The following is a 25,371-nucleotide window of genomic DNA, read 5'->3' as shown; positions in this document are numbered from 1 at the left end:
CGACTGCCGTACCGCGCCCCCGTCACCTCGGCAGCACCACCACGTACGCCGCCGGGTCCCTGTCGGTCGACGCCATCAGCGCCGTCCGTACGATCGCGGCCTGCTGCTCCAGGGAATCCCGCAGCTTCTTGGGGGTGATGTGCACGACGGTGATGCCGAGCCGCTCCAGATGCTCGCGCTTGCGCGCGTACTCGGACCACAGGGCGTCGTCGTCCTGCCGGAAGCCCTGGCGCGGCGCCCGGGTGTCCAGCTCCACGGCGACGGCCTGGTCGGGCCAGTAGGCGTCGACGCCGCCGAGGTGCGGGCCGCCGGGCAGCCGCAGGTCCACGTTCCACAGCGGGTCGGGGAGTCCGTACTCGGCGACCATTTGGTACAGCCGGTCCTCGGCGATGGCGCGTCCTTCGGCGAGCAGGGAGTCGACGGCGTCCACGACGTGGGGCCGGGTCAGGAGCCGCGCGCGGTTCAACTCCCGCACGATCGCGGCCGGTTCGCAGTGCCCGCCGCGCACCGCCTCGGTGAGCAGGCGCCGCACCGCGCCCGCCTCGGCGAGCTGGGCCACCGCGTCGGCGATGGCGCGCGGCACGGGGGCGACGGGAACTCCCGTGATCTGCTGGGGAGTCGGCATTCCGTGACCGCGCACCAGCCGGGTGAAGCCGACCGAGCGCAGCCGCCGCGTGCGCGGCACGAGGACGTCGATGCGGTCCAGGGAGAGCAGCGGGGGCGCGGACGAGAAGCGGTGCAGGGCGAGCGCCGCGAGACCCGTGATCATCGCGTCGGCGTACGCGGCGTGCGGCTCGCCCGCGCCGGGCTGTGCGGGCACGGCCCGCGCCGTGCGGGCCGGGGGACGGCCCGCGTACAGCAGGGCGCCGTGCAGCCGCTCCTCGCTGGTGGGCGGACCCGGGTGCAACAGGCAGACGCCCGGCAGGAGTTGCTGCCAGGGGCCGCCGGGGCGGCAGTGGGCGCCCGCGTCGGCGGCGGAGACGCCGTGCGCGCCGAGCTGGGCGGTGCTCATGACGCGGAGCTGGGCGTTGGCGAGGTGCTGGAGGGGGAGGGGCGAGAGCGGGGTGTTGTGGTTCATGAAGCGGTCGTTCCCGCGGCCGGTGCCCCCGCTAACCGCTGTTACACGCCCGTCGACAAACCCGGACAAGCTCGCCCTAAAGTACGGATGTTCGACTGCCGATGAAACAGGGCTTCGGCGTAGGAACCGGTCCGCCGCGGGCGGCGGACCGGTTCACGCCAGAACGCTAGGCGGCGGCCTCGTCGCAGCGCTGCGCCCGCAGCGCCCGCGCCAGATCGTCCCGCGCTTCGAGGACGAGACGGCGCAGGGCGGGCGCCGACGCCTCGTGGGAGGTGAGCCACGCGTCCGTCGCCGCGAGCGTCGCCTCGTCGCTGACCAGGTTCGGGAAGAGGCCCCGCACCACGTCCATGCCGATCTGGATGGACCGCTCGGCCCAGACCCGCTCGATGGCGTCGAAGTACTTGCCCACGTAGGGCGCCACGAGCTCCCGCTGCGAGGGCTGGGCGAACCCGGCGATCGTCGCCTCGACCAGCGCGTTGGAGAGCGCGTCCGACTCCACGACGGCGGCCCACGCCTGCGCCTTGACCGCCGCGGAGGGCCGCGCGGCCAGGCACCGCACCTGGTGCCGCTTGCCCGACGCCGTGTCGTCACGCGCCAGTTCGGCGGCGATGACCTGCTCGTCGGCGGCGCCGTGCGCGGCCAGCGGGCTCAGGAACGCCCAGCGCAGCTCCTGGTCGACCTCCAGGCCGTCGATCTTGGCCGTGCCGTCCAGCAGGCCCGTGAGCAGCTGGAGATCGGCGTCGGAGGACGCCACGGTGGCGAAGAAGCGCGCCCACGTCAGCTGGTGCTGGCTGCCGGGCTCGGCGATCCGCAGCTCCCGCAGCGCCCCCTCGGCGAGCGCGCGCCCGCCCTCCTCGCGCCAGTCGGGCGCCGCGTAGTGCGTGAGGGCGGAGTTGGTCCACGCGTGCAGCATCTGCAGGACGCCGATGTCGCTCTCGCGCCCGGCGAAGCGCAGCACGAGGGAGACGAAGTCCCGCGTGGGCATCAGACCGTCGCGCGTGAGGCTCCACAGCGCGGACCAGCACAGGGCGCGGGCCAGCGGGTCCGTGATGTCGCCGAGGTGCTCGCGCAGCGTGGCGAGCGAGTTCTCGTCGAAGCGGATCTTGCAGTAGGTCAGGTCGTCGTCGTTGACCAGGACCAGCTCGGGAGCCTCCGCGCCCGCCAGCTCGCCCACCACGGTGCGCGGGCCCTCGACGTCGACCTCGGCGCGGGCGTACCGCTCCAGGTCGCCGCCCGCCGCGCGGCGGTAGAGGCCCACCGCGACGCGGTGCGGCCGCAGTTCGGGGTGCGACTCGGCGGCCTCCTGGAGCACGGAGAGCTCGGTGATCCGGCCCTCCGCGTTCAGGATGACCTGCGGGGTCAGGGAGTTGACGCCCGCCGTCTGGAGCCAGGAGCGGGACCAGGAGGCCATGTCGCGCCCGGAGGTCTCCTCCAGGACCGAGAGCAGGTCGCCGAGGACGGTGTTGCCGTACGCGTGCCGCTTGAAGTAGCGCCGGGCGCCCTCCAGGAACGCGTCACGTCCCACGTACGCGACGAGCTGCTTGAGGACGGACGCGCCCTTGGCGTACGTGATCCCGTCGAAGTTGAGCTTGGCGTCCTCCAGGTCGCGGATGTCGGCCGTGACCGGGTGCGTGGAGGGCAGCTGGTCGGCGCGGTAGGCCCACGCTTTGCGGTTGTTGGCGAAGGTGATCCAGCCGTTGGTGAAGCGGGTCGCCTCGACCATCGAGAAGGAACCCATGAAGTCGGCGAAGGACTCCTTGAGCCACAGGTCGTCCCACCAGCGCATGGTGACGAGGTCGCCGAACCACATGTGGGCCATCTCGTGCAGGATCACGTTGGCCCGGCGCTCGTACGACGCGGTGGTCACCTTGCCGCGGAAGATGAACTCCTCGCGGAAGGTCACCAGGCCCGGGTTCTCCATCGCGCCGAGGTTGTACTCCGGCACGAACGCCTGGTCGTACTTCCCGAAGGGGTAGGGGTAGTCGAAGTTGTCGTGGAAGAAGTCCAGGCCCTGCTTGGTGACCAGGAAGACGTCGTCGGCGTCGAAGTGCGGGGCGAGGCCCTTGCGGCACATCGCGCCGAGCGGGATCTCCAGGCGCGTGCCGTCCTCCAGGACGCGCTCGTAGGAGTCGGTCACGTAGTGGTAGGGACCGGCCACGACCGCCGTGATGTACGTCGAGATGGGCTTGGTCTCGGCGAACTTCCAGACGCCGTCGGCCAGTTCGCCGACGCCGTTGGACCACGCCGTCCAGCCCTCGGGCGCCTGCACCGCGAAGCGGTATGGCGCCTTGAGGTCGGGCTGCTCGAAGTTGGCGAAGACGCGGCGCGCGTCGGCGGGCTCGTACTGCGTGTAGAGGTAGACCTCGCCGTCCTCCGGGTCGACGAAGCGGTGCATGCCCTCGCCGGTGCGGCTGTAGGCGCACTGGGCGTCCACCACCAGCTCGTTCTCCTCGGCCAGGTCCTCCAGCGTGATCCTGGTGCCGTCGAAGACCTCGGAGGGGTCCAGGTCCTTGCCGTTGAGCGAGACCGCGGTGACGGCGGGCGCGATCAGGTCGGCGAAGGTCGCGGCGCCCGCCTCGGCGGAGCGGAAGCGGATCGTGGTGACGGACCGGAAGGTGCGCGGCTCCTGACCGCTCTCGCCGACCGCCGACCGCAGGTCGAGGAAGACCTCGTAACCGTCGACGGAGAGCAGCGCGGCCCTCTCATGGGCCTCGTCGCGGGACAGATTCTCACCGGGCACGGGCGGCACTCCCTTGTGACTCGCATGACTCGTACGAATGTCTACGATCCTCGCATGTGCCGTCCTCGGCCGACATCCGGGAATGCCCTGGTGCGCCACTGACGTTTTCCCGGCCAGATGCGAACGGATTCCCTAGGGAGAGACATGTCCGAGAACGGCAGCAAGACCCCCGTCGACTTCTGGTTCGACCCGCTGTGCCCCTGGGCGTGGATGACCTCGCGCTGGATGCTCGAGGTGGAGAAGGTCCGCGACATCGAGGTCCGCTGGCACGTGATGAGCCTCGGCGTGCTGAACGAGGACAAGCTCGACGAGCTCCCCGAGGCGTACCGCGAGAACATGCTCCCCGGCGGCAAGTCCTGGGGCCCGGTCCGGGTTGCCATCGCCGCGCGGGAACTGCACGGTGAGGAGGTCCTCGGCAAGCTCTACACCGCGCTCGGCACCCGCATCCACAACCGCGGCCAGGGCGTGAGCGACGAGAGCATCGCCGGTGCCCTGGAAGAGGTGGGCCTGCCCGCCGACCTCATCCAGTACGCGCGCAAGGACACCTACGACACCGAGCTGCGCGCCTCCCACAAGGAGGGCATCGACCTGGTCGGCCAGGACGTCGGCACGCCCGTCATCGCGGTCCCCGGCGCGGACGGCGAGCAGATCGCCTTCTTCGGCCCCGTCGTCACCCCGGCCCCCAAGGGCGAGGCCGCGGCGAAGCTGTGGGACGGCACGCTGCTCGTGGCGTCCACGCCGGGCTTCTACGAGATCAAGCGGACGCGGACGCAGGGCCCGATTTTCGACTGAGGCTCACGGCGGCGGGGGCAGGTCGAAACCGTCCCGGTAGTTGAAGTAGTTCTGCACGCGTCGGCAGCCGGAGCGGCCGCACCGCCAGTACTTGCCGGAGTCCGCGAGCCCCACTCGGGCGACGACGAAGTCCAGCGCGCCTCCCTCGGGCCGCTGGAAGTTCTGGAAGCTGTCGGCGCAATTGAGGCAGCGTTTCGACGGGTCCGTCATGGCGCCACCGTCCCCCGGAACCCCGCATACCGAAAGGCCCCCGTGAGTCATGTCCTCACGGGGGCCTTTCCTCTATCCGCCCGCCTCGATGAAGGTTGAGAAGACGATCACGAGGCAGGACGTTGGACGGCTGTCACCGGGGGAGCGGCTGACAGCCGTGGCTCACGGGGCCAGCAGGAGGCTGTTGACCCGCTCCTTCGCGGCCGCGTAACGCTTGGCCACGTCCTGCCAGTTGACGACCTGCCACATGGCCTCGATGAAGTCGACCTTCTGGTTCTTGTACTGCAGGTAGAAGGCGTGCTCCCAGGCGTCGAAGACCAGGATCGGCGTCGAGCCCTGGCCGATGTTGCCCTGGTGGTCGTAGACCTGCTCGACGATGAGGCGGTTGCTGAGCGGCTCGTAGGCGAGCACGCCCCAGCCGGAACCCTGCGTGGTCGCCGACGCCTTGGTCAGCTGGGCCTTGAACTTGGCGAAGGAGCCGAAGGACTCGGTGATCGCGTCCGCCAGGTCACCGACGCCGTCGGCGGCCAGCGGCTCGCCGCCGCCACCGTCCTTCGGGCTGTTCATGTTGTGCCAGTAAATGCTGTGCAGGATGTGGCCGGAGAGGTGGAAGGCCAGGTTCTTCTCCAGGCCGTTGATGGCGCCCCACGATTCCTTGTCGCGCGCCTCCTCCAGCTGCTCAAGGGTGTCGTTCGCGCCCTTCACGTACGCCGCGTGGTGCTTGTCGTGGTGCAGCTCGATGATCTGGGGGTTGATGACCGGTTCGAGCGCCGCGTAGTCGTACGGAAGTTCAGGAAGCGTGTAAATGGCCATGATCCGAGCCCTCCGACTGCTGCTCTGCTGTAGTGCGCTGCGTTGCCCAAGTTATTGCAACTCATTCGCAAGTGCAGGCTAGCAGCAGGATGCGCGAGAAGTTGATCAGCCCTTCGTCCTAGGTCCGCACGGGAATAAGCGGGAACGAGAAAGCGAGAACGACAAGGAGCCCCGGACCAGATGGTCCGGGGCTCCTCCAGGTCGGGCAGCGGGCGTTAGAGCGCCGCCCGCTTCTCCGCGACCTTCTGCCGCACGATCCCGATCACGGCGAGCGCCAGCGTCAGCGCACCCGTGGCGAGCAACTGCTTGCGAGTGTCGGGCTGCTCCGTCATCAGGTAGAACACGTACGCCATCGCGGCCAGCGCCACCCAGGTCAGGAAGGGGTACGCCCACATCTTGATGACCAGCTTCTCCGGCTCCTCGCGCTCCGTCCTGCGGCGCAGGATCAGCTGCGAGGCGGCGATGAAGATCCAGACGACCAGGATCATCGCGCCGATCATGTTGAGCAGCCAGGGGAAGACGTCGTCGGGGCGCCAGTAGCTGAGCAGCACGCAGACGAAGCCGAAGACCGAGGACGCGAGCACCGCGTAGCGCGGCACGCCGCCCGAGACCTTGCCGAGCGCCTTGGGGCCCATGCCGCGGTGGATCAGCGAGTACGACATGCGCGACGCGCCGTAGATGTTGGCGTTCATCGCGGAGAGCAGGGCGATCAGGACGATGACGTTCATGATCTGACCCGCGCCGGGGATGCCGAGGTGGTCGAGCGTGGCGACGTACGGGCCCTTCGCGACGACCTCCTTGTCGTCCCAGGGCAGCAGCGTGACGACGACCAGCATCGAGCCCACGTAGAAGAGGGCGATGCGCCACATCGCGGTGCGCACGGCCTTGGCCACGGACTTGACCGGGTTCTCGGACTCGGCGGCGGCGATCGTGACGGTCTCCAGACCGCCGTACGCGAAGACCGACGCGAGGAGGCCGATGATCAGGCCGTCGGTGCCGTTCGGCATGAAGCCGCCGACGCCGGTGAGGTTGTCGGTGCCGGGCGCCGACGCGTCGGATCCCGGCAGGATGCCGAGGATCGCGAGGACGCCGATGCCGAGGAAGAGCGTGATGGCGCCGACCTTGAGGGCGGCGAACCAGAACTCGAACTCGCCGAAGTTCTTCACGGCCGTCAGGTTGGCGCCGCAGAACACCAGCATGAAGAGGGCCACCCAGGCCCACTCGGGGCTGTCGGGGAACCAGCCCACCATGATCTTCGCGGCGCCGATGCCTTCGAGGCCGACGGCGACGCAGAGCAGGAACCAGAAGCCCCAGCCCGCGGTGAAGCCCGCCCAGGGGCCGATCGCCCGCTCGGCGTGCACGGAGAAGGACCCTGACGCGGGGTTCGCCGCCGACATCTCGCCCAGCATGCGCATCACGAGCATGACGAGCGCGCCGGATATCGCGTAGGCGAGGACGATCGAGGGCCCTGCGGCCGCGATGCCCGCCCCGGAGCCGACGAAGAGGCCCGCCCCGATCACGCCGCCGAGGGCGATCATGGAGAGGTGCCGCTGCTTGAGGCCGTGCACCAAGGGGGAGTCGGCCTTGGGGGCCGCGTCGGGTGCTGCGTCGGGTGCTGGGTCCTGCGGGGTGGACGTCCGAGACATGGGCGTGCCCTGTTCAGTAGCCGAGACGGGGGAGCGAGCGGCCCACAGTCTGAGGTCCGGTACCGGTGACAGGGAACAGCTGACCGCTATACGGACACGACGCTCACACTTCGTGAAGAAATGAGCACGACAAGTTCACGCGCGGTTCACGTTTCTCTGGCGCCACTCCCGCAGCCCCGCGATCGCGAGCACGAGCCCCGTCGCGCCCGCCGACCACAGCAACTGCGGCCGCGCCCCGTCGTCCGTCACCATCAGACCGAGCACGGCGGCCATCGCCGCGAGCGCCGCCCACGTCAGATAGGGGAACGCCCACATCCGCAGCACGAGCCGCTCCGGCGCCTCGCGCTCGATGCGCCGACGGAGGCGCAGCTGGGAGACGGCGATCAGCGCCCAGACGAACAGGAGCACCGCGCCGACCGCGTTGAGCATGTAGAGGAAGACCGAGTCGGGCCACTTCAGATTGAGCACGACCGACACGAAGCCGAAGGCCACCGAGGCGAGCACCGCGCGGCGCGGCACGCCGCCGCCCGCCACCTTCAGCAGGGACCTCGGGGCCTCGCCGCGCTCGGCGAGCGAGAAGATCATCCGGGAGGAGCCGTAGAGGTTGGCGTTGAGCGCCGAGAGCAGCGCCACGAACACCACGATGTTCATGATCGTCCCGGCGGACGGCACCCCGATCGAGTCGAGCACGGTGACGTACGGACTGATGCCCGCCTTCTGCGCCGTCCACGGCAGCACCGTCACGATGACCAGCATCGACCCGACGTAGAAGAAGAGGATGCGGTAGACGGCGCTGCGCACCGCGCGGGCCACCGAACGCACCGGGTCGTCGGACTCGGCGGCCGCGATCGTGACGACCTCCAGGCCACCGAACGCGAAGACGACGGCGAGCACCCCGGAGATCACGCCCGACCAGCCGTGCGGCAGGAAGCCCCCGTCACCGGTGAGGTGGGTGAAGCCGACCGGGTCCGTGTCCGGCAGCACGCCGAAGACCGCGAGCAGACCGAGCACCAGGAACGCGACGATCGCGCAGACCTTCAGGGTCGCGAACCAGAACTCGAACTCGCCGAAGTTCTTCACCGCGGCCAGGTTGGCGCCGGTGAAGACCAGCATGAAGATCAGCACCCAGGCCCACTGGGGGACGCCCGGCGCCCACCCGTTGGCGATCTGCGCGGCCCCCGTCGCCTCCACGGCGAGCACGACCACGAGCAGGAACCAGTAGAGCCAGCCGACGCTGAACCCGGCCCAGCGGCCGAGCGCGCGCTCCGCGTGCACCGAGAAGGATCCGGAAGCGGGCATCGCCGCGGACATCTCGCCGAGCATCCGCATCACGCACATCGCGAGCGCGCCCGCGATCAGGTACGACACGACGATGCCGGGTCCGGCGACGGCGATCCCCGCGCCGGAACCGACGAAGAGCCCGGCTCCGATGACCCCGCCGAGGCCGAGCATGGTGAGGTGGCGCTGCTTGAGGCCGCCGGACAGCGGTTCGTTCTCTTCCCCGAGGGGCGTGGCCGTGGCGGCCGCGACGGTTTCGGGCTCGTGCATGGTGCTCAGTGCTGCTCTCGGGCTCAGCAAAGCTCCGGCGAAGCTTTGGCAGGAACCTACAGTCTCCCCGCGTGGCAGCCCTTCGCGCAAAACGGGGCACCTGCCCGCCGACCTCAGTGACGAGCATCACGCCCGCCGAGGTGTACAGCGGTCCCTTTGTGCGGAGCCCACCAAGGCCCCGCCCCCGGCTTGTCGGCCGGAGACCGTGTCGCGCCGCGCCCGCCTGGGATAGCGTCGGCAGGTCCCAACCTGCCCTCGTCCCAGCGGAGTCCCGATGAGCATCGCCGCCGCCCACACCCGCCCCGGCCAGGTCCTCGCCGACCTGCTCCCGTCGTCCCGCGTGAAGGACGCCGCCCTCGTGCTCGGCGGCGCCGCGCTCACCGGGATCGCCGCCCAGATCGCGGTGCCCGTGCCGGGCTCCCCGGTGCCGGTGACCGGGCAGACCTTCGCCGCGCTGCTCGTGGGCACCGCGCTCGGCGCCCGCAGGGGCTTCCTCTCGCTCGCCGTGTACGCCCTGGTGGGCATGGCGGGCATGCCGTGGTTCGCCGAGGCGGGCTCCGGCGTCGCCGCGCCGTCCCTCGGCTACGTCCTCGGCATGCTGCTCGCCGCCACCGTGACCGGCGCCCTGGCCCGCCGCGGCGGTGACCGCTCCGTGCTGCGCACGGCGGGCACGATGGTGCTCGGCTCCGCGATCATCTACGCGGTCGGCGTCCCCTACCTGGCCGCCGCCACCGGCATGTCGATGACCCAGGCCGTCGCCGCCGGGCTTACGCCCTTCCTGATCGGCGACGCCCTCAAGGCCGCGCTTGCGATGGGCGCGCTGCCCACGGCGTGGAAGTTCCTCGACCGCTGAGCCGCCCGGCGTCCCGCGCTCAGCCGCTCAACTGACGTCGTAGTTCCGCCTGAAGAGGTTCGCCGGGTCGTACGTGGCCTTCAGCTCGGCGAGCCTCTTCCGCGTGTGCGGGTCGTAGAGCCCCTCGGGCCTGTCCCCGCCGCCGAAGGCGAAGTTGAGCGAGCGCCCGACGGCCTCGTGCGCCACGAGTCCGAACGCCTGCGCGTGCACGGCCCGCGCGGCCGTGACGTCCGTGCCGTCGAGCGGCGACAGGATCCGGATCAGCCAGCCCGCGTCGCGGAAGGGCACCGCGTTCGCCGCGGGCCTCGCGAGGGCCCCGCCCAGCTGGTTGACCTGGACGACGTGCATCGCGTCCGCCGCGGGCCCCGTCAGGGCGAGCAGTTCACCGGCCGCCGCGACGTCGAGAGCGCTCAGGACCACGCTGTCCCCGTAGTACGCGTGCGGGAAGTCCGGGTCGCTGTGGATGGTGTGGCTCTCGGCGTACGGCATCTCCCGCAGCGTGTCCGACACCGCGTCGCCGAGCTCCCGCAGCGGCGCCACCAGACGCTCGCCCTCGGCCTCCGTGCCGGTGAACGCGACGCGGACGGAGACCAGGTAGCGGCCGCGCAGGTGCGGCGGGAGCTGCGGCGCGTCCGGGTAGACGAGGGCCGAGAAGGACGAGGTCAGCTCGTCGGGCAGGGTCCGCGTCCACGCCTCGTAGCCGCGCAGCAGGGCGGCCGGTTCGCCCGCGCGCCCGTCGAAGGCGATCGCCCCGCCGTACAGCCTGGCCACCGGCACCAGGCCGATCTCGAGGCCCGTGACCACGCCGAGGTTCGCGCCGCCGCCGAGGAGCCCCCAGAACAGCTCGGGTTCGCCGTCCGCCGTGACGTGGCGCGGGGTGCCGTCCGCGGTGACGACGTCGAGCGAGCGGACGTGGTCGGCCGCGTATCCGAACTCCCGGCTCAGGATGCCCAGTCCGCCGCCCAGCGTGTACGACACGGCGCCCACGCCGGGCGCCGAGCCGTTCAGCGGGGCCAGCCCGTGCGGCGCCGCGGCCTCGGCGACCTGCCCCCACGTGGCGCCCGCGCCCAGGGTCACGGTGCGCGCCGCGGCGTCGACGCGCACGGAGTCCATCCGGCGCGTGCTGACGAGGACGCCCCCCTCACAGGCCGCGGGGAGGCCGTGCCCGGTGGCCTGCACGCCGATGGGCAGGGCGTGCGCGGCGGCGTACGACACGGCGGCGACCACGTCGTCGGTGCTCCGCGCGCCGAACACGATCGCGGGCCGCGTCGCGAAACCGGTCTGGAAACCGGCGATCTCCTCGTCGTATCCGGCGTCCTCGGGCCGGAACACGAGTCGCTGTGCGGTGAAGTCCACGGGAAGCCTCCGTTGTGCTGCGGTGCCTGACGCGGAGGAGCATCCCGCAATAACCTGACACCTGCCGTCAACTTTTCCGGCTCCCGCGCGGGCTTCCCGGCCCGGACACGACGACGCCCCCGCGGAAGGGCTCCGCGGGGGCGTCGTCGTACGACCCGAGGGCTAGCTCCGGACCTGCTCGGTGACCTCGGCCTCGACCTCGTCCCTGGGCCGGATCCTCTCCCGGACCAGCGAGAACACGACCACGAACGCGGCCGCGAGGAGCGAGAGGAGCACCTGCTTGCGCCCGGCCTCGTCGGTGAGCATGTAGACGAGCACGAACGAGATCATCGCGATCGTGACCCACGTCAGGTACGGGAAGAGCCACATCTTCACGACGAGCTTCTCCGGCTCCTCGCGCAGGATGATGCCGCGCATCCGCAGCTGGGTGAAGGAGATCATCAGCCAGACGAACAGGGCCACCGCGCCCGAGGAGTTGAGCAGGAAGTCGAAGACGGTGTCCTTCCACTGGTAGTTGAACCAGACGGCGACGAAGCCGAAGACGACGGAGCCGAGGATCGCGGCCTGCGGCACGCCCCGGGAGTTGGTGCGCGCGAAGGCCCTGGGCGCGTCGCCGCGCTGGCCGAGCGAGAAGGCCATGCGCGACGCGGTGTAGAGGCCCGAGTTGAGGCAGGAGAGCACGGCGGTCAGGACGATGACGTTCATGACCTGACCGGCGTGCGGAATGCCGATCGAGTTCAGCGCGGCGACGTAACTGCCGTCCTTGACGATCGACTTGTCGTTCCACGGGAGCAGCGTGATGACGACGAAGATCGAGCCCAGGTAGAAGACGCCGATGCGCCAGATGACGCTGTTGGTCGCCTTGGTGACGGCGCGCTGCGGGTCCTCGGACTCACCGGCGGCCAGCGTCACGATCTCGGAGCCCATGAAGGAGAAGACGACCATCAGGACGCCCGTGAGGATGGCGCCCGCGCCCTTGGGCATGAAGCCGCCCGCGTCGGTGAGGTGCGCGAATCCGGCGCCGGGGTTGTCCGACCCCGGCAGCACGCCGAAGACGGCGAGAAGGCCGACGATCACGAAGCCGCCGATGGCGACGACCTTGATCCCGGCGAACCAGAACTCGAACTCGCCGTAGGAGCCCACCGACACGAGGTTGGTCGCGGTGAGCACCACCATCACGATGAGCGCCCAGCCCCACTGCGGGACGGCGGGTATCCAGCCGTTGAGGATGACGGCACCCGCGGTGGCCTCCACCGCGAGCACGACGACCCAGAAGAACCAGTAGAGCCAGCCGATGGAGAAACCGGCCCAGCGGCCGAGCGCCTGGTCGGCGTAGGTGGAGAAGGAGCCGGAGGTCGGCCGCGCGGCGGCCATCTCGCCGAGCATCCGCATCACGAGGACGACCATCGTGCCGACGAGGGCGTACGAGATGAGGATCGCGGGCCCCGCGGCGGCGATGCCGGAGGAGGAGCCGACGAAGAGCCCCGCGCCGATCACGCCGCCGATGGCGATCATGGAGAGGTGGCGGTTCTTGAGACCCGCTTGCAGGCCGTCACCGTTGTCACCGTTGTGGCCAGACTGCGGATCCCCAGGGGATGCGGTGCCGCTGTCTGCCTTCGCAAGGGAGGGTTGCGAGGTCATTGACGAATCCTTAAGTTCTCGGGTCTCGAGCCCCCGCATTCAAACTCAGGGGTGAACGGGACGGAAGTCCTGAATCCGGATCGTTGTATTCAGGCCAATGGCCTGGACCAAGGTCACCGCCGGAGACGTCCCGGCGAGATCTCGACAAGATCAAGGTCCTGCCCGGTCGCGGCTACCCCCTCCACGACGTGCCACACTCGGACCCATGCGCGTGTACCTCGGCTCGGATCATGCCGGCTACGAACTCAAGAACCACCTGGTCGAATGGCTCAAGAGCCATGGCCACGAGCCCGTCGACTGCGGGCCCCACATCTATGACGCCCAGGACGACTACCCGCCGTTCTGCCTGCGCGCCGCGGAGCGGACCGCCGCGGACCCGGAGGCCCTCGGCATCGTCATCGGCGGCTCGGGCAACGGCGAGCAGATCGCCGCGAACAAGGTCAAGGGCGTCCGCGCGGCGCTGGCCTGGAGCGAGCAGACCGCGGCGCTCGGCCGCGAGCACAACGACGCCAACGTCGTCTCGATCGGCGGCCGCATGCACACCCAGGACGAGGCGACGAAGTTCGTCGAGATCTTCCTGAGCACGCCGTACTCCGGCGAGGAGCGGCACACTCGCCGCATCGACATGCTGTCGGCTTACGAGGAGTCCGGGGAGCTGCCCCCGATCCCCGCGCACCACCCCCAGCCGTAACCCACGGGGCTCCGCCCCGGACCCCGCTCCTCAAACGCCGGAGGGGCTGAACTCTCAGCCCCTCCGCACCGCACCACCCCCGGAGGGACCCCGTGCCAGAGGGGCACACCATTCATCGGCTCGCGCAGGACCACAGGGAACGGTTCGCGGGGAAGCCGACGACGGTCCGCAGCCCGCAGGGCAAGTTCGGCGACAGTGCCGCGCTCCTCACCGGGCAGGTGATGGAGACCGCCGAGGCCCACGGCAAGCACCTGTTCCTGGGATTCGGGGACGCCGACTGGATCCACATCCACCTCGGCCTCTTCGGCAAGTACTCCCTCGGCGAGACCCCCGCCCCGCCCCCGACGGACACCGTCCGCCTCCGCCTGCTGAACGACCGGTACTACGCCGATCTCCGCGGCCCGACGACCTGCGCCCTCATCACGGACGACGAGAAGCGGGCGATACACGAGCGGCTCGGCCCGGATCCGCTGCGCGACGGGGACGACCCGGACAAGGCGTACCGGCGGATCTCCCGCAGCCGTACGACCGTCGCCGCGCTGCTCATGGACCAGAAGGTCATCGCGGGCGTCGGCAACGTCTACCGCGCCGAGGTCCTCTTCCGGCACGGCATCGACCCGTACACCCCGGGCAAGGACCTCACCGAGCGCCAGTGGGCGGCGATCTGGCAGGACCTCGTGGAGCTGATGCGCGAGGGCGTCCGCCTCAACCGCATCGACACCGTCAGGCCCGAGCACACTCCCGAGGAGATGGGCCGCCCGCCGCGCGTCGACGACCACGGCGGCGAGGTGTACGTCTACCGCAGGGCCAACCTGCCCTGCCACATCTGTGGCGGCGAGATCCGCACCGCCGACCTCGCCGCCCGCAACCTCTTCTGGTGCCCGACCTGCCAGAGAGCCTCGTAAGCGGCGCCCCGCAAGGGGCGCGGGGAACTGCGCGCCCAGCCACGGCGCACCCGCGGTCAAAGAGCCGAAGAAGCCGCCCGAAGCCCCCGGCTAGAACCCGTGCGGCAGCCACGGCGCCGCCGCCGACCCGAAGGCCAGCGACGCCTCCGCCAACGCGCCGCCGCGCGACTCCCGCACACGGCCCGCGCCCGCGAGGGACGCCAGGGAGGTGCCGCCGAGGTAGGCCGCGCCCAACTCCCTTACGGAGAGCGCGAGATCGGCCGGGTCCGCGGTGCGCTCGCACGACGCGCCCTTGGTGTCACCCGTGAGGCGCCAACGCCCCTCGTTCCAGGGACAGAAGGCGTCCGTCACCTCGAACACCACGTCGACGGGCGCCTGATAGGTGCGCGCCTCCAGGGCCGCGCCGAGCTCCACGAGCCGTACGTGCAGCGAGTCCCGCACCGAGATGTCGCACCGGCGCACGTCCGAGACCAGGTGCAGCAGCGGGTCGTCCACCGGGCGGCTGCGCGCGACGACCGACGACGTCAGGTCGATGTCGAAGAGGAACTGCCACAGCGCCGCGTACGCCGAGGGGTCGACGGCCTCCAGATCGCGCAGCAGGACCGTGCTCTTCGGGCCCTGCCACTCCCACGCGGGCTTGACGGCGAACCGCACGTACCCGACGAGTTCCCCGTCCCGCTCGGCGACCACGCACTGCAACGGCGACGCGCCGTCGCGGTCGGACGCCGGGTCGAGCAGGCCGAGCCGCTCCCAGCCGGGGCTCCGGGCGAGCAGCCCCGGACGCTCGGGGACCCGGCGCGCGTACAGGGCCTCGCACGCCTCGTGGACGTCGGCGGGCTTCGCGTACCGCAGGCGTACGTCCGCCGTCCCGGTCGGCGGGGCGAGCCGCACCCGGGTCGTGTCGATGGTGGCCTTCATCTGCTGGCTGGCCGCTCCGTACCCGAACCGGCCGTAGATCGCCGGTTCCGACGCCGTGAGCACGGCCAGCGGCTCGCCGCCCGCGCGCACGTCGTCGAGCTGCCTGCGCATCATCGAGGTCAGGATGCCGCGCCGCCGGTGCGTGGCCGCGACGCTGACCATGGTCACGCCCGCCGCGCCCACCAGGGCGCCGCCCGGCACGGAGAGCCGGAAGCTGAACGCCCCCGTCGTCCCCACGCACGCCTCCCCGTCCCACACGCCGAACGAGCGGTCGAACTCGGTCAGCTCGCGCCACAGCTGCTGCTCCTGGGGCGACTCGGCGACACCGCCGAACGCGACGTCCAGCGCCCCGTACCACGCGTCCCAGTCCGCTTCGTCGAGCATCCGCACGTCTGTCGTCATATGCCATCCCTACCAGCGCGGCACACGTCGGTGCGACAGGATTTCCCCGTCCGAAAGTCGCGTCCGCGCCGGTTTGCGGCATGCCTCCGACGGGGGACAACTGGGACCTCCCGTGCGAAGTGCCCGGCCCGCTGGATAGGGTCCACGAGCAATGGCAGTACGAGAGCAGGGGCGCGCCCGACGCGAGCGTCGTGCGGAAGCCGAGACGTTCACGGCCCGGATGAAGAAACGGCTGCACCGGGCCCGCATCGGCCTGCGCAAATCCGGGGTCGACTACTTCCGCGGCGACGGCTCCGACTGGGTCGCCCTGGCCGGTCTGCTCCTGACCGTCCCCGTGATCACCTGCTGCACGATCGTCAACAACGTGTGGTTCTCGCCCGCCGCGCTCGTCCTGCCGATCGTCGCGGGCGGCCTGCTGCTTCGCCCCGCCAGCCTGCTCGGCCTGTACGCGGCCTCCGCGGTGGCCCTGATCGTGGAGTCCGTGCGTCTTGGCCCCTACACGGAAGGGCCGTCCCGGGTCACCCCCGGCGTGGTCCTCGTGGTCGCGGCCTGCGGCTTCTTCGGCCTGGTCATCGCCCAGTTCCGCAGCAGGGTCGGCGTGCCCTGGCGCGGCGGCGGCACCATGCTCTTCGACCTGCGCGAACGCATCCGCGTACAGAGCAAGCTGCCCAAGCTGCCGCGCGGCTGGCACCGCGAGATGGCGCTGCGCCCGGCCGGTGGCCAGTCCTTCTCCGGCGACTTCGTGGTCGCGGCCCGCACCAACGGCGGGCGCACCCTGGAGGTCGTCCTCACCGACGTCTCCGGCAAGGGCATGGACGCGGGATCGCGTGCCCTGCTCCTGTCCGGCGCCTTCGGCGGCCTGCTCGGCTCGCTGCCCCCGCACGCCTTCCTGCCCGCCGCCAACGGCTATCTGCTGCGCCAGGACTGGGACGAGGGCTTCGCGACCTCCATCCACCTGGTCCTCGACCTGGAGACCGGCGACTACGAACTCTTCTCCGCGGGCCACCCACCGGGCCTCCAGCTCAGCGCGGGCAGCGGCCGCTGGGAGGAGAAGGCGGGCCAGGGACCGCTCCTCGGCGTCTACGACGGAGCACAGTTCGACCCGGTCAAGGGCATGCTGCGCCCCGGCGACGTCCTGATGCTCTTCACGGACGGCCTGGTGGAGACCTCCGACCGCGACATCGCGGAAGGAATGGACCGCCTGACCGGCGAGGCCGACCGCTATGTGGCAGGCGGCTTCCACGGCGCGGCCTGGCACCTGATCGAGGCGGTCGCGAAGGACGTGAACGACGACAGGGCGCTGCTGCTGATCTGCCGGGAGGCGTGAACGGATGAGCTCCTCGAGCACGTTGTTCAGCGGTGACGTCGACGTCTCCTACTGCCAGCTGTACGTGGTGAGCGATCCCGACGGCTGGGGGGACATCCCGTACGACCCGTTCTCCGGGCAGACGTCGGGTCTGTGCGGCGCGGCCGTGCCCGGCTACCTGCATCTGAGCACCGGACTGCACACCGGCCCCGTCGGCTGCACCGTCGAACTGCACGAGACGGAGCCCGCGCTCGACGAGAGCTGGGAGGAGATCACCGAGGTCTCGTTCCGGCCCGTATCCGCCGGGGTCTCGCTCGAACTGTGGGGCGGCGACGGCAGCTTCCCGCTCGGCCTCGACCTGCTGGACTACCGCGTACGGCACCACGTCAGCGGCATGGACGAGGCCCGTGAACGGGAGCTGGAGTGTCTGGACGGCCTGGTCGTCGAGCGGCACCTGCTCCAGTTCTGGCCCGCGCCGCCCGCCCGTGACCGCCTGATCAAGCAGACCGGCAGCAGCGCGGCGTACTCGCACGAGCGGGCCGGGAAACTGCCGGAGCCCCCGACGCCCGAGCAGCTCGCCGAGGCCGAGCGGCTCGCCCGCGAGCAGGAGCGGCGGGCCGCCGAGGAGCGGCATCTGCGCCGGCTGAAGGACGAGTGGGGCGGACAGCTCCCCAGCACGCGCCTCCTCGAGGTAGGCGGCAACGTGGCCGGCATCCGGGAACTGGCACCCGAACTCGCCCACGCCCTGGACCGGCTGGGCCCCGACCGGCAGCGCGCCGTCGCCCGCTGGGCCGCGCGGCGCGCCTACGAGAAGGCCGGGCTCACGGACGTCGGCTGGATCGTCCCGGCCCTGGCCGCGGCAGAGCGCGGGCAGCCGTTGCCCGCGCCCTTCGACGCGGTCGACGACCACGCGAGCGTGTGGGAGCGCCTGTTCGGAGACCCGGACGTGCCGGACACGATCGTGCCGTCCACCGACGGCCGCATCCCGAACATGCGGCAGCAGGCCATGGCGATCCCCGCCCTCTACGGAGCCGTCGAGGACGACCCGCTCCGGGCCGCCCTCGACGCGCTCTACGCCGCCGCCGTCACCTACGGCCCGGCCTACGACACGCTGTTCGCCGAGGCCCGCTCCGCCTTCTCCGGGGAACTGGGGCCGTCCGCCAACGCGTAGTCGGGTCCCCCGGGCAGGATCCGCGCCAGCCACTCGGAACGGCCCGCCGCCAGGGGGCCGAGGACCGCGAGCAGCAGGACGTACCCCGCGATGAAGGGGGAGAGGCGCGAGTCGAGGCCCGCGCCCGCCGCCATCGTGGCGAGGATCAGGGCGAACTCGCCGCGGGCGAGCAGCGTGGTGGAGATGTTCGCCGCGGGGCCCGCGCCGAAGCCGTACACGCGTGCCGCGCCGAGTCCCGCGAGGACGTTCATCAGCAGGGTGAGCGCGACCGCCACGAGGACGGGCCACAGGACGACCGGCAGGTCGCCGGGGTCGATGGAGAGACCGAAGGCGAAGAAGAAGATCGCGCCGAAGGCGTCGCGCAGCGGGTGCACCAGGGTGCGGATGCGGTCGCCGGACGCCGTGCTGCCGAGCATCAGGCCGACCATGAACGCGCCGATCGCGTCCGCGACCCCGAACCACTCGGAGACCCCGGCGACGAAGACGGCGACGCCGAGGAAGGAGATGACGAGCAACTCGTCGTCCTTGGTGTCGAAGAGCCGTCCGATGACCCGTGTGCCGAAGCGCGCCACGAGCGCGAGGAGCAGCAGGAACCCGAAGGCCTTGCCGCCGTCCATCACGGCGGCGGAGAGGCTGTCGGCACCGGACAGGATCGGTTGCAGCGCCGCCAGGTAGAGCGCGAGGAAGATGTCCTCGACGACGATGATGCCGAGGATCGGCTTGGTCTCGGGGTTGCCGAGCCTGCCGGTGTCGACGAGGACCTTCGTGACGATCGCGGAGGAGGAGATGCCGAGGACTCCGGCGAGGACCAGGGCCTCGGAGGTGCCCCAGCCGAGCGCGAATCCGAAGCCCAGGCCGGCGCCGACGTTCAGGGCGAGGTAGATGCCTCCCGCGACGGCCATCTTGCGGCCGCCCGTCTTGAGGTCGTCCATGTGGAACTCGAGGCCCAGGTAGAAGAGCAGGAGCACCAGGCCGAGCGCCGAGAGCATTTCCAGGTCGTGGGGGTCGGAGACCAGGACCACGCCGGGGGTGTGCGGGCCGAGGAGTATCCCGGCCAGGATGAAGAGGGGAATGGTGGGGAGACCGATGCGGCCGCCCAGGCGGGCGAGCACGGCGGCGGCGAGAAAAGCGCCGCCCATGGCTATCAAGGTGTCTGCGTGTCCGATGGGCCCGTTCCTCCTGTTTGGTCGGTACGAGTCGTCAGGGCAATGCCGTCAGGGCATGAGAAATAGTGCAAAGGAAGCGTCAAGAACGCGTCAATACTTAGGTTACCAAACGATCTGATGGGCGATCCCTGAAGATCATTGGTGGGGTTCTCCCCACCTCCGGTTCGCCAGCCGCCCTCATGGTCCGCACCACCCCCGAATCCGTACGTTCGAGACATCGATCAGCGACGTACGAACGGAAGGCGGGCACAGCCATGGGGCTGCGACGGAAGAACCGGACCGAAGACGGCACGGGGGCCGTACCGATGCCCGCCATGCCGACCACCCGGCCCGGCGCCGTGGCCGTCGAACTGCGCGGTGTCCGCCGCCAGTACGGCCGGGGCTCCGGCGCCGTGCACGCCCTCGCGGGCATCGACCTGGCCCTGCCGCGCGGCAGCTTCACCGCCGTCATGGGGCCCTCCGGGTCCGGCAAGTCCACCTTCCTCCAGTGCGCCGCCGGACTCGACAGGCCGAGCGCGGGCACGGTCCACCTCGGCGGCACCGAGATCACCGGCATGAGCGAGAACAAGCTGACCGCGCTGCGCCGCACCCGGCTCGGCTTCGTCTTCCAGGCGTTCAACCTGCTGCCCTCGCTGACCGTCGAACAGAACGTCGTCCTGCCGATGCGCCTCGCCGGCCACCGCCCCGACCGCCGCAAGGCCGCCGAGATGCTCACCCGCGTCGGCCTCGGCGACAAGGGCCGCCGCCGTCCGGGACAGCTCTCCGGCGGCCAGCAGCAGCGCGTCGCCATCGCCCGCGCCCTGGTCAACGAGCCCGACGTGATCTTCGCCGACGAGCCGACGGGCGCCCTGGACACCACCACGGCCACCGAGGTGCTCGGCCTCCTTCGCTCCGCCGTCGACAGCATGGGCGCCACCGTCGTCATGGTCACCCACGACCCGTCCGCCGCGGCCTGCGCCGACCGCGTCCTCTTCCTCGCCGACGGCTCCCTCGTCGACCGCATCGAGCGCGGCTCCGCCCAGCAGATCGCGGCCCGCATGACGACGCTGACCGCGCCGTCCTACGCGGGGGCAGCGGCGTAATGGCGTACACACCCAACGGTCTGGCCCGCGCGGCCGTCCGCTTCAAGCCCGCCGCGTTCGTCGGCACCTTCGTCGCCCTGATGATGGCCTCGCTGATCGTGGCCGCGTGCGGGATCCTCCTGGAGACGGGCCTGCGCGCCTCCGTGCCGACCGAGCGCTACGCGGGCGCCCCCGTGGTGGCCGCTGCCGACCAGTCGGTCCGCTTCGTCACCGGCAGCGGCGACAGCAGGTCCGAGAGCGTCACGCCGCTGCCCGACCGGGCGCGGATCGACAACTCCCTGGTGGCCGAGGCCGCTTCGGCACCCGGCGCGCGCACCGCCGTCGCCGACGTCACCTTCCCCGTGCGCTCCGGCGACAAGGCCGTCACCGCGCACGGCTGGGGCTCCACCGCCTTCACCGGCGAGAAGCTCGCGTCGGGCAGGGCGCCGGGCCCCGGCGAGGTCGTCCTCGCGGCGCCCGGCGCCTCGGTCGGCGAGCGCACCACGCTCACCACGGCGCAAGGACCGCGCGACTTCCGCGTCTCCGGCACGGTCGCGGCCGGCGAGGGCGCCGCCACCGCCTGGTTCGCCGACTCCGAGGCCGTACGCCTCTCCGGGCACCCCGGGAAGATCGACGCCATCGCCGTCCTGCCCAAGGCGGGCGTCTCGGCCGACACCCTCAAGTCCCAGGTGGCGCACGCCGTCGGCGGCAAGGCCGACGTCCACACCGGCGACGACCGCAGCGCCGCCGAGGGCTCGGCGCTCGCCTACGCCAAGGAGATGCTCACCGGCCTCGGCGGCTCCTTCGGCGGCATCGCCGCCCTGACCGCCGTGTTCACCGCCGCGGGTACCGTCGCGCTCTCGGTGGGCCAGCGCGCCCGCGAGTACGCGCTGCTGCGTGCCATCGGCACCACCCCGCGCCAGATCCGCCGCACCATCGCCACCGAGACCCTGCTCGTGGCGCCGCTCGCCGGAGCGGTCGGCGTGCTGCCCGGAATCGCCCTGGCCCGCTGGTGGTTCGGGCAGCTGAAGGAGAAGGGCGCGATCCCCGAGGCCGTCGACCTCTCGATCTCCTTCATCCCGTTGGTCACCGCCGTCGGCGTCGCCCTGCTCACCGCGCTCGGCGCCGGATACATGGCGGCCCGCCGCCCCTCCCGCATCAAGCCGGGCCAGGCGCTCAGCGAGGCATCCGTGGAGCGGGCCGGGCTCGGCTGGATCCGTACGCCGCTCGGCATCGCCGCCGCGGCGGGCGGCGCGGTCTTCGCCGGGTTCGCCGCGAGCAACACCGGCGACGACGCGGCGAACGCGGCCCTCGGCGTCGTCATGCTCTTCATGCTCGCCGTGGCGCTGCTCGGCCCGCTGGTGGCCCGCGGCTGCGCGACCCTGTTCGGCCTGCCGCTGCGCGGCGCGGGCGCCTCCGCCTCGCTCGCGGCCGCCAACTCCCGCAGCAACTCCCGCCGGATGGCCTCCGCGATCACCCCGATCGTGCTCGCCATGGCCTTCTCCTCCGTCCTCGTGTTCATGCACACCAGCGAGGAGCGGGTCGCCGCCGACCAGCAGCGCGCGGGCATCACCGCGGACCACATCGTCAGCTCCGACCAGGGCCTCGCCCCCGGCGCGGTGCGCGAGGCGGCCGCGGCGGACGGGGTCACCTCGGCCGTCGGACTGCTCAAGACGTCCGTGCTCGTCCCGGTCGGCTCGGGCGGCGACCGCTGGCTGGCGTCGGCCTCCACCCAGGGCATCACGGGCTCGGCCGCCGACCTGGCCGAGGTCCAGGACCTGAAGGTCGAGACGGGTGCCCTGAAGCTCGGCAAGGGCGAGATCGCCGTCGACGCCTCGCTCGCCCGCTCCGCCCACGTCGGCACCGGCGACCGCCTGGCCCTCCGCCTGCCCGACGGCACCAAGGCGTCGCCGAAGATCGTGGCGACGTACGGCCGGGGGCTCGGCCTCTCCCAGGTGACGATGCCCGCCGCCGACGTGAAGCAGCACGTCACCTCGGCGTTCGCCACCGAGATCTGGACCAGGGGCGGCTCCGCGAAGTCGCTCTCCGGCCTCGGCACCCTCACCGACCGCGAGGGCTACGCCACCGCCCGGTCCATGGACGGCGAGCTCAACGCCTGGGCGAACACCACGATGGCGGCCGTACTCGGCGGCTTCGCGGCCATCGCCGCGGTCAACACCCTGGTGATGACGGTCCTCGACCGCCGCCGCGAACTCGGCACGCTGCGCCTGATCGGCTCCACGCGCCGCCAGGTGCTGCGGATGGTCCGCTGGGAGGCACTGATCGTCGCCGTCGCGGGCATCGTCCTCGGCTCGGGCATCGCCCTGGCTACGCTCGTCCCGATGATGAAGGGCCTGACCGGCGAGTCCCCGTACATCCCGCCGCTGGTCTACGGCTCGTTCGTGGCCGCGATACTGGCCATGGGCCTGGCGGCGGCGACGATCCCGGCGCGGGCGGCACTGAGGTCCAGGTAATTCAGCCCCTCCGGCGTTTGAGGAGCGGGGTCCGGGGCGGAGCCCCAGGGTGCCGAGTCGCCTCCGGGGTCCGGGGCGGAGCCCCGGTTTCGGGAAGGGGCGGGGTGGGGGAAAGAATCCCCGCATGAACCCCGCCCCGATCCTCCCGCTCACCGAAGTGGAAGCCCTGGCCCGTCGCGCCCACGCCACCCGGACCGACAAGGCGGGCCGCCCCTACGCCGAACACCTGAAGGCCGTGGCCGACGGAGTCCGCGCACGGGGCGGCGACGAGGAACAGATCGCCGCCGCCTGGCTGCACGACGCGGTCGAGGACGACGCCCTCTCGGAGCAGTGGCTGGCGCGGGCCGCGCTGACCCCGCGTACGAAGGCCATCGTCCTGGCCCTCACCAAGCGCGCGGACGAGCCCAAGGAGGCGTACGCGGAACGCATCCTGGCCACGGAGGGAGCCCGCCTCGTCAAGGAGGCGGACCTGGCGCACAACGCGGACCCCGCCCGCCTCGCGCTCCTGGACGACACGACAAGGGCGCGCCTGACGGAGAAGTACACCGTCATGCGCGCCCTGTTGGGGATCCGATAGGCCCTCGGCTACGAGGACTTGGCCCGCTCCCTGGCGAGCTGCGCCGCGTCCCGCTTGAAGGCCCACTCCATCTTGGGCTCCATCGCGAACCGGAACATCCGCTGCACCGGCGGAGTGCAGAGCAGCGTCACCACGGTCGCCGCGACCACGGTCACGAAGATCTCACCGGCGGGCTGGTGCAGCCACGCGTAGTCGTCGAACCAGCCCCCGAAGCGGGAGCCCTTGGCGAGGAAGCCGTGCAGCAGATAGCCGTACAGCGTGCCCGCGCCGAGGACCGTGAACCACATCTTGCGGCGCGGCACCCACGCGAAGAAGCACGCGGTGAGGATGACCGAGCAGCCGAAGAGCGCCAGCGTCATCATGACGCCGATCCACCAGGGGAAGCCCAACTCCTGGGCGCTGTCCCTGCGGTAGAACCAGACGGAGGACATGCGCGGGGCCGCCCAGTAGGCGAGCAGCAGGGCGCACGCGAAGATCGGTACGGACAGGATCCGCACCTCGCGGCGGCGCACCAGCTGGAAGTGCTCGGGCTTCATGCACAGTCCGAGCACGAAGAACGGCAGGAACTGCAGGACGCGCTGCAGGTCGAGGTCGTCGCCGATGTCCGGCGAGATCACGGCGAGCGTCGCCACGGCGAGGGCGAGCGGCAGCGGCCAGCGCACCAGTTTCCACAGCGGCACGGTGAGCCGCCACACGAAGAGCGCGACCAGGAACCAGGTGAGGTACCAGGGGTCGAGCAGGCTGATGGGCTGCGTCGGGTCGTCGTCGGCCCACCGCTTGAAGAAGGTGTACGCCACTTCGAAGATGACGTACGGCACGGCGACACCGGTCACGAGCCGCTTGAGGCGGTCGGGCCGCATGTCGAAACTGCGGGAGAAATAGCCGGAGATCACGATGAACGCCGGCATGTGGAAGGTGTAGACGGTCATGTACAGCGCCTCGGCGGTGCGGCTGTGATCCGTCAGGGGTTCCCACGAGTGGGCCATCGCCACGAGGACGATCGCCAGGTATTTGGCGTTGTCGAAGAACGCGTCGCGCTGCTTGGCGGGTTTCGACGCGCCCTTGGCGGTGCCGCCGGCCGGGGTGGGGGGAGCCGTGGCCTGCGGGGAGGGATGGGCGCGGGGAGTGGGGACTCCGGCCGCCGGTGCCTGGACCGGGGGGAGCGGCGTCCGGTGTCCGTGCGGATGCACCGAGTTGGTCACAGGCCCTCCCGCCGACAACTCGGTGGGACGATCCGGGACCGCACTGCGCCTGCGGGGGTGGTGGCAGCGTGGAACATCTGAGGCACCTTAGCGGCGCGGCGGTGTATTCGTAAAACCCTCGTCACTTCTCTCAACTCAATCCGTCTTGGGAATCCCGCATATCAGGTCCGGGTACCCAGGAATCAGTGAGAGTCGACAAAGAGATGTGACGGTATCTTGTCCCGTACGTCACAACTCATCCGGTTTAAATGGTGCATAACACCCTCGGGCGACTCTGGTGAAATGTCCGTATCGTCGGAGAATTCAAGGCCCGAGATGTGCGCCCGGCAACAATTCGAATTTCCTGCGAACGTGGTGTGTGGCGATGGAAACGATCAAGCCGAAATGGTGACCCCCGGAACCCGCCCAATTGCCGCACGGCAACGCGCCGCTCCCGCGCCCTCCGGGCGCCCCCGCGCGCCCGTCCCACGAAGCGTTGGCCGACGATGTGTCACCGGCCGCATACCGGGCCCGTGTTGGTGGCACGATGGTCCTGGCGGGGGTGTGCGGGGTCGTACCCCCCGGGCCGGGAGTGCGACCGACCTAGGGTGTGATCAGTGTGGCCATTTCGCTGTCAGTGGTACTGCTGTTGGCGATCATCCTTGTGGTGCTGATCCGCGGGGGATCACTCAAGGGAGGGCCAGCGATCGTCGCGGTGCTCTTCGGCTTCTTCCTCGCCTCCACCGGGATGGCACCTTCGATAAACAGGTTCCTGAACCAACTGGCGGAGACCATCAACTCGATCAGCTTCTGAGGCCCTCGGGGGAGGGCTTTCCGCGCGC

Annotated in this window: 21 protein-coding genes; 10 read left to right on the top strand and 11 right to left on the bottom strand. The window is 71.0% G+C overall.

The genetic code is table 11. From position 1 onward, the window contains the following. Nucleotides 1–22: 22 nt before the first annotated feature. Both KY5_RS13940 and pepN read right to left on the bottom strand, forming a co-directional pair. Complete coding sequence (locus KY5_RS13940; protein WP_098242549.1) at nt 23–1,078, bottom strand: hypothetical protein; 1,056 nt, start codon at nt 1,076–1,078, stop codon at nt 23–25. 166 nt (nt 1,079–1,244) lie between these two features. Then, the gene (gene pepN / locus KY5_RS13935; protein ID WP_098242548.1) at nt 1,245–3,818 is read right to left on the bottom strand and encodes an aminopeptidase N; all 2,574 of its coding nucleotides are present in this window, start codon (nt 3,816–3,818) and stop codon (nt 1,245–1,247) included. Nucleotides 3,819–3,962: 144 nt separating this feature from the next. On the opposite strand from pepN, the gene KY5_RS13930 reads away from it, so the two are divergent. Next, a complete protein-coding gene (locus KY5_RS13930; protein ID WP_098242547.1) occupies nt 3,963–4,610 on the top strand; it encodes a DsbA family protein in 648 nt (215 codons plus the stop codon). A 3-nt stretch (nt 4,611–4,613) separates the two neighbouring features. On the opposite strand, the gene KY5_RS13925 is transcribed toward KY5_RS13930, so the two are convergent. The 4 genes from KY5_RS13925 to KY5_RS13910 all read right to left on the bottom strand — a co-directional run bounded on the left by KY5_RS13925 (nt 4,614) and on the right by KY5_RS13910 (nt 8,827). Continuing rightward, nucleotides 4,614–4,820, bottom strand: a complete 207-nt coding sequence (locus KY5_RS13925) for a hypothetical protein (RefSeq protein WP_098242546.1) — start codon at nt 4,818–4,820, stop codon at nt 4,614–4,616. Nucleotides 4,821–4,982: 162 nt separating this feature from the next. Continuing rightward, nucleotides 4,983–5,633, bottom strand: a complete 651-nt coding sequence (locus KY5_RS13920) for a superoxide dismutase (protein ID WP_098242545.1) — start codon at nt 5,631–5,633, stop codon at nt 4,983–4,985. Nucleotides 5,634–5,848: 215 nt separating this feature from the next. Then, a complete protein-coding gene (locus KY5_RS13915) occupies nt 5,849–7,279 on the bottom strand; it encodes an amino acid permease (protein WP_098242544.1) in 1,431 nt (476 codons plus the stop codon). Between the two features lie 135 nt (nt 7,280–7,414). Continuing rightward, nucleotides 7,415–8,827 (bottom strand): amino acid permease, encoded by a 1,413-nt coding sequence (locus tag KY5_RS13910; protein WP_098242543.1) that lies wholly within the window; start codon nt 8,825–8,827, stop codon nt 7,415–7,417. 274 nt (nt 8,828–9,101) lie between these two features. Between KY5_RS13910 and KY5_RS13905 the strand changes: the two genes are divergently transcribed. Then, on the top strand, nt 9,102–9,680 hold the full coding sequence (locus KY5_RS13905) for a biotin transporter BioY (RefSeq protein ID WP_098242542.1): 579 nt from the start codon (nt 9,102–9,104) through the stop codon (nt 9,678–9,680). Nucleotides 9,681–9,707: 27 nt separating this feature from the next. Here KY5_RS13905 and KY5_RS13900 read toward each other — a convergent pair whose 3' ends face one another. Both KY5_RS13900 and KY5_RS13895 read right to left on the bottom strand, forming a co-directional pair. Beyond that, a complete protein-coding gene (locus KY5_RS13900) occupies nt 9,708–11,036 on the bottom strand; it encodes an FAD-binding oxidoreductase (RefSeq protein ID WP_199843069.1) in 1,329 nt (442 codons plus the stop codon). Between the two features lie 162 nt (nt 11,037–11,198). Then, nucleotides 11,199–12,677, bottom strand: a complete 1,479-nt coding sequence (locus KY5_RS13895) for an amino acid permease (RefSeq protein WP_098242541.1) — start codon at nt 12,675–12,677, stop codon at nt 11,199–11,201. 205 nt (nt 12,678–12,882) lie between these two features. Here KY5_RS13895 and KY5_RS13890 point away from each other — a divergent pair, with 205 nt between their 5' ends. Together KY5_RS13890 and KY5_RS13885 are read left to right on the top strand one after the other, a co-directional pair. Further along, the gene (locus KY5_RS13890) at nt 12,883–13,368 is read left to right on the top strand and encodes a ribose-5-phosphate isomerase (protein ID WP_098242540.1); all 486 of its coding nucleotides are present in this window, start codon (nt 12,883–12,885) and stop codon (nt 13,366–13,368) included. Between the two features lie 92 nt (nt 13,369–13,460). Next, complete coding sequence (locus KY5_RS13885; RefSeq protein ID WP_098242539.1) at nt 13,461–14,273, top strand: Fpg/Nei family DNA glycosylase; 813 nt, start codon at nt 13,461–13,463, stop codon at nt 14,271–14,273. A gap of 90 nt (nt 14,274–14,363) precedes the next feature. Here KY5_RS13885 and KY5_RS13880 read toward each other — a convergent pair whose 3' ends face one another. After that, entirely contained in the window at nt 14,364–15,593 is a 1,230-nt protein-coding gene (locus tag KY5_RS13880) for a GNAT family N-acetyltransferase (RefSeq protein WP_098242538.1), read from the bottom strand. Nucleotides 15,594–15,744: 151 nt separating this feature from the next. On the opposite strand from KY5_RS13880, the gene KY5_RS13875 reads away from it, so the two are divergent. Both KY5_RS13875 and KY5_RS13870 read left to right on the top strand, forming a co-directional pair. Then, nucleotides 15,745–16,920, top strand: a complete 1,176-nt coding sequence (locus tag KY5_RS13875; protein WP_098242537.1) for a PP2C family protein-serine/threonine phosphatase — start codon at nt 15,745–15,747, stop codon at nt 16,918–16,920. 4 nt (nt 16,921–16,924) lie between these two features. After that, nucleotides 16,925–18,070, top strand: coding sequence for a hypothetical protein (locus KY5_RS13870; RefSeq protein ID WP_098242536.1), 1,146 nt, complete (start codon nt 16,925–16,927; stop codon nt 18,068–18,070). On the opposite strand, the gene KY5_RS13865 is transcribed toward KY5_RS13870, so the two are convergent. After that, entirely contained in the window at nt 18,001–19,209 is a 1,209-nt protein-coding gene (locus KY5_RS13865) for a cation:proton antiporter (RefSeq protein ID WP_098242535.1), read from the bottom strand. The genes KY5_RS13870 and KY5_RS13865 overlap by 70 nt on opposite strands. Before the next feature lie 281 nt (nt 19,210–19,490). Between KY5_RS13865 and KY5_RS13860 the strand changes: the two genes are divergently transcribed. From KY5_RS13860 to KY5_RS13850, 3 genes are all read left to right on the top strand, one after another. Further along, complete coding sequence (locus KY5_RS13860; RefSeq protein ID WP_098242534.1) at nt 19,491–20,318, top strand: ABC transporter ATP-binding protein; 828 nt, start codon at nt 19,491–19,493, stop codon at nt 20,316–20,318. Beyond that, nucleotides 20,318–22,771: an ABC transporter permease gene (locus KY5_RS13855; RefSeq protein WP_098242533.1), complete on the top strand. Its 2,454-nt coding sequence runs from the start codon at nt 20,318–20,320 to the stop codon at nt 22,769–22,771. The genes KY5_RS13860 and KY5_RS13855 overlap by 1 nt, the downstream gene beginning before the upstream one ends. Nucleotides 22,772–22,895: 124 nt before the next feature. Continuing rightward, entirely contained in the window at nt 22,896–23,348 is a 453-nt protein-coding gene (locus tag KY5_RS13850) for an HD domain-containing protein (RefSeq protein WP_098242532.1), read from the top strand. A gap of 8 nt (nt 23,349–23,356) precedes the next feature. On the opposite strand, the gene KY5_RS13845 is transcribed toward KY5_RS13850, so the two are convergent. After that, a complete protein-coding gene (locus KY5_RS13845) occupies nt 23,357–24,550 on the bottom strand; it encodes an acyltransferase family protein (protein WP_098242531.1) in 1,194 nt (397 codons plus the stop codon). 598 nt (nt 24,551–25,148) lie between these two features. On the opposite strand from KY5_RS13845, the gene KY5_RS13840 reads away from it, so the two are divergent. Further along, nucleotides 25,149–25,343 carry a hypothetical protein gene (locus KY5_RS13840; RefSeq protein WP_098247237.1) on the top strand — a complete coding sequence of 65 codons (195 nt, stop codon included), beginning with the start codon at nt 25,149–25,151 and terminating at the stop codon, nt 25,341–25,343. Nucleotides 25,344–25,371 lie beyond the last annotated feature (28 nt).

It is taken from the genome of Streptomyces formicae, from assembly GCF_002556545.1.
GTDB classification, from domain to species: Bacteria; Actinomycetota; Actinomycetes; order Streptomycetales; family Streptomycetaceae; genus Streptomyces; species Streptomyces formicae_A.
The sequence above is the reverse complement of the archived record's forward strand: the minus strand, read 5'-3'. Positions and strand labels throughout refer to the sequence as shown.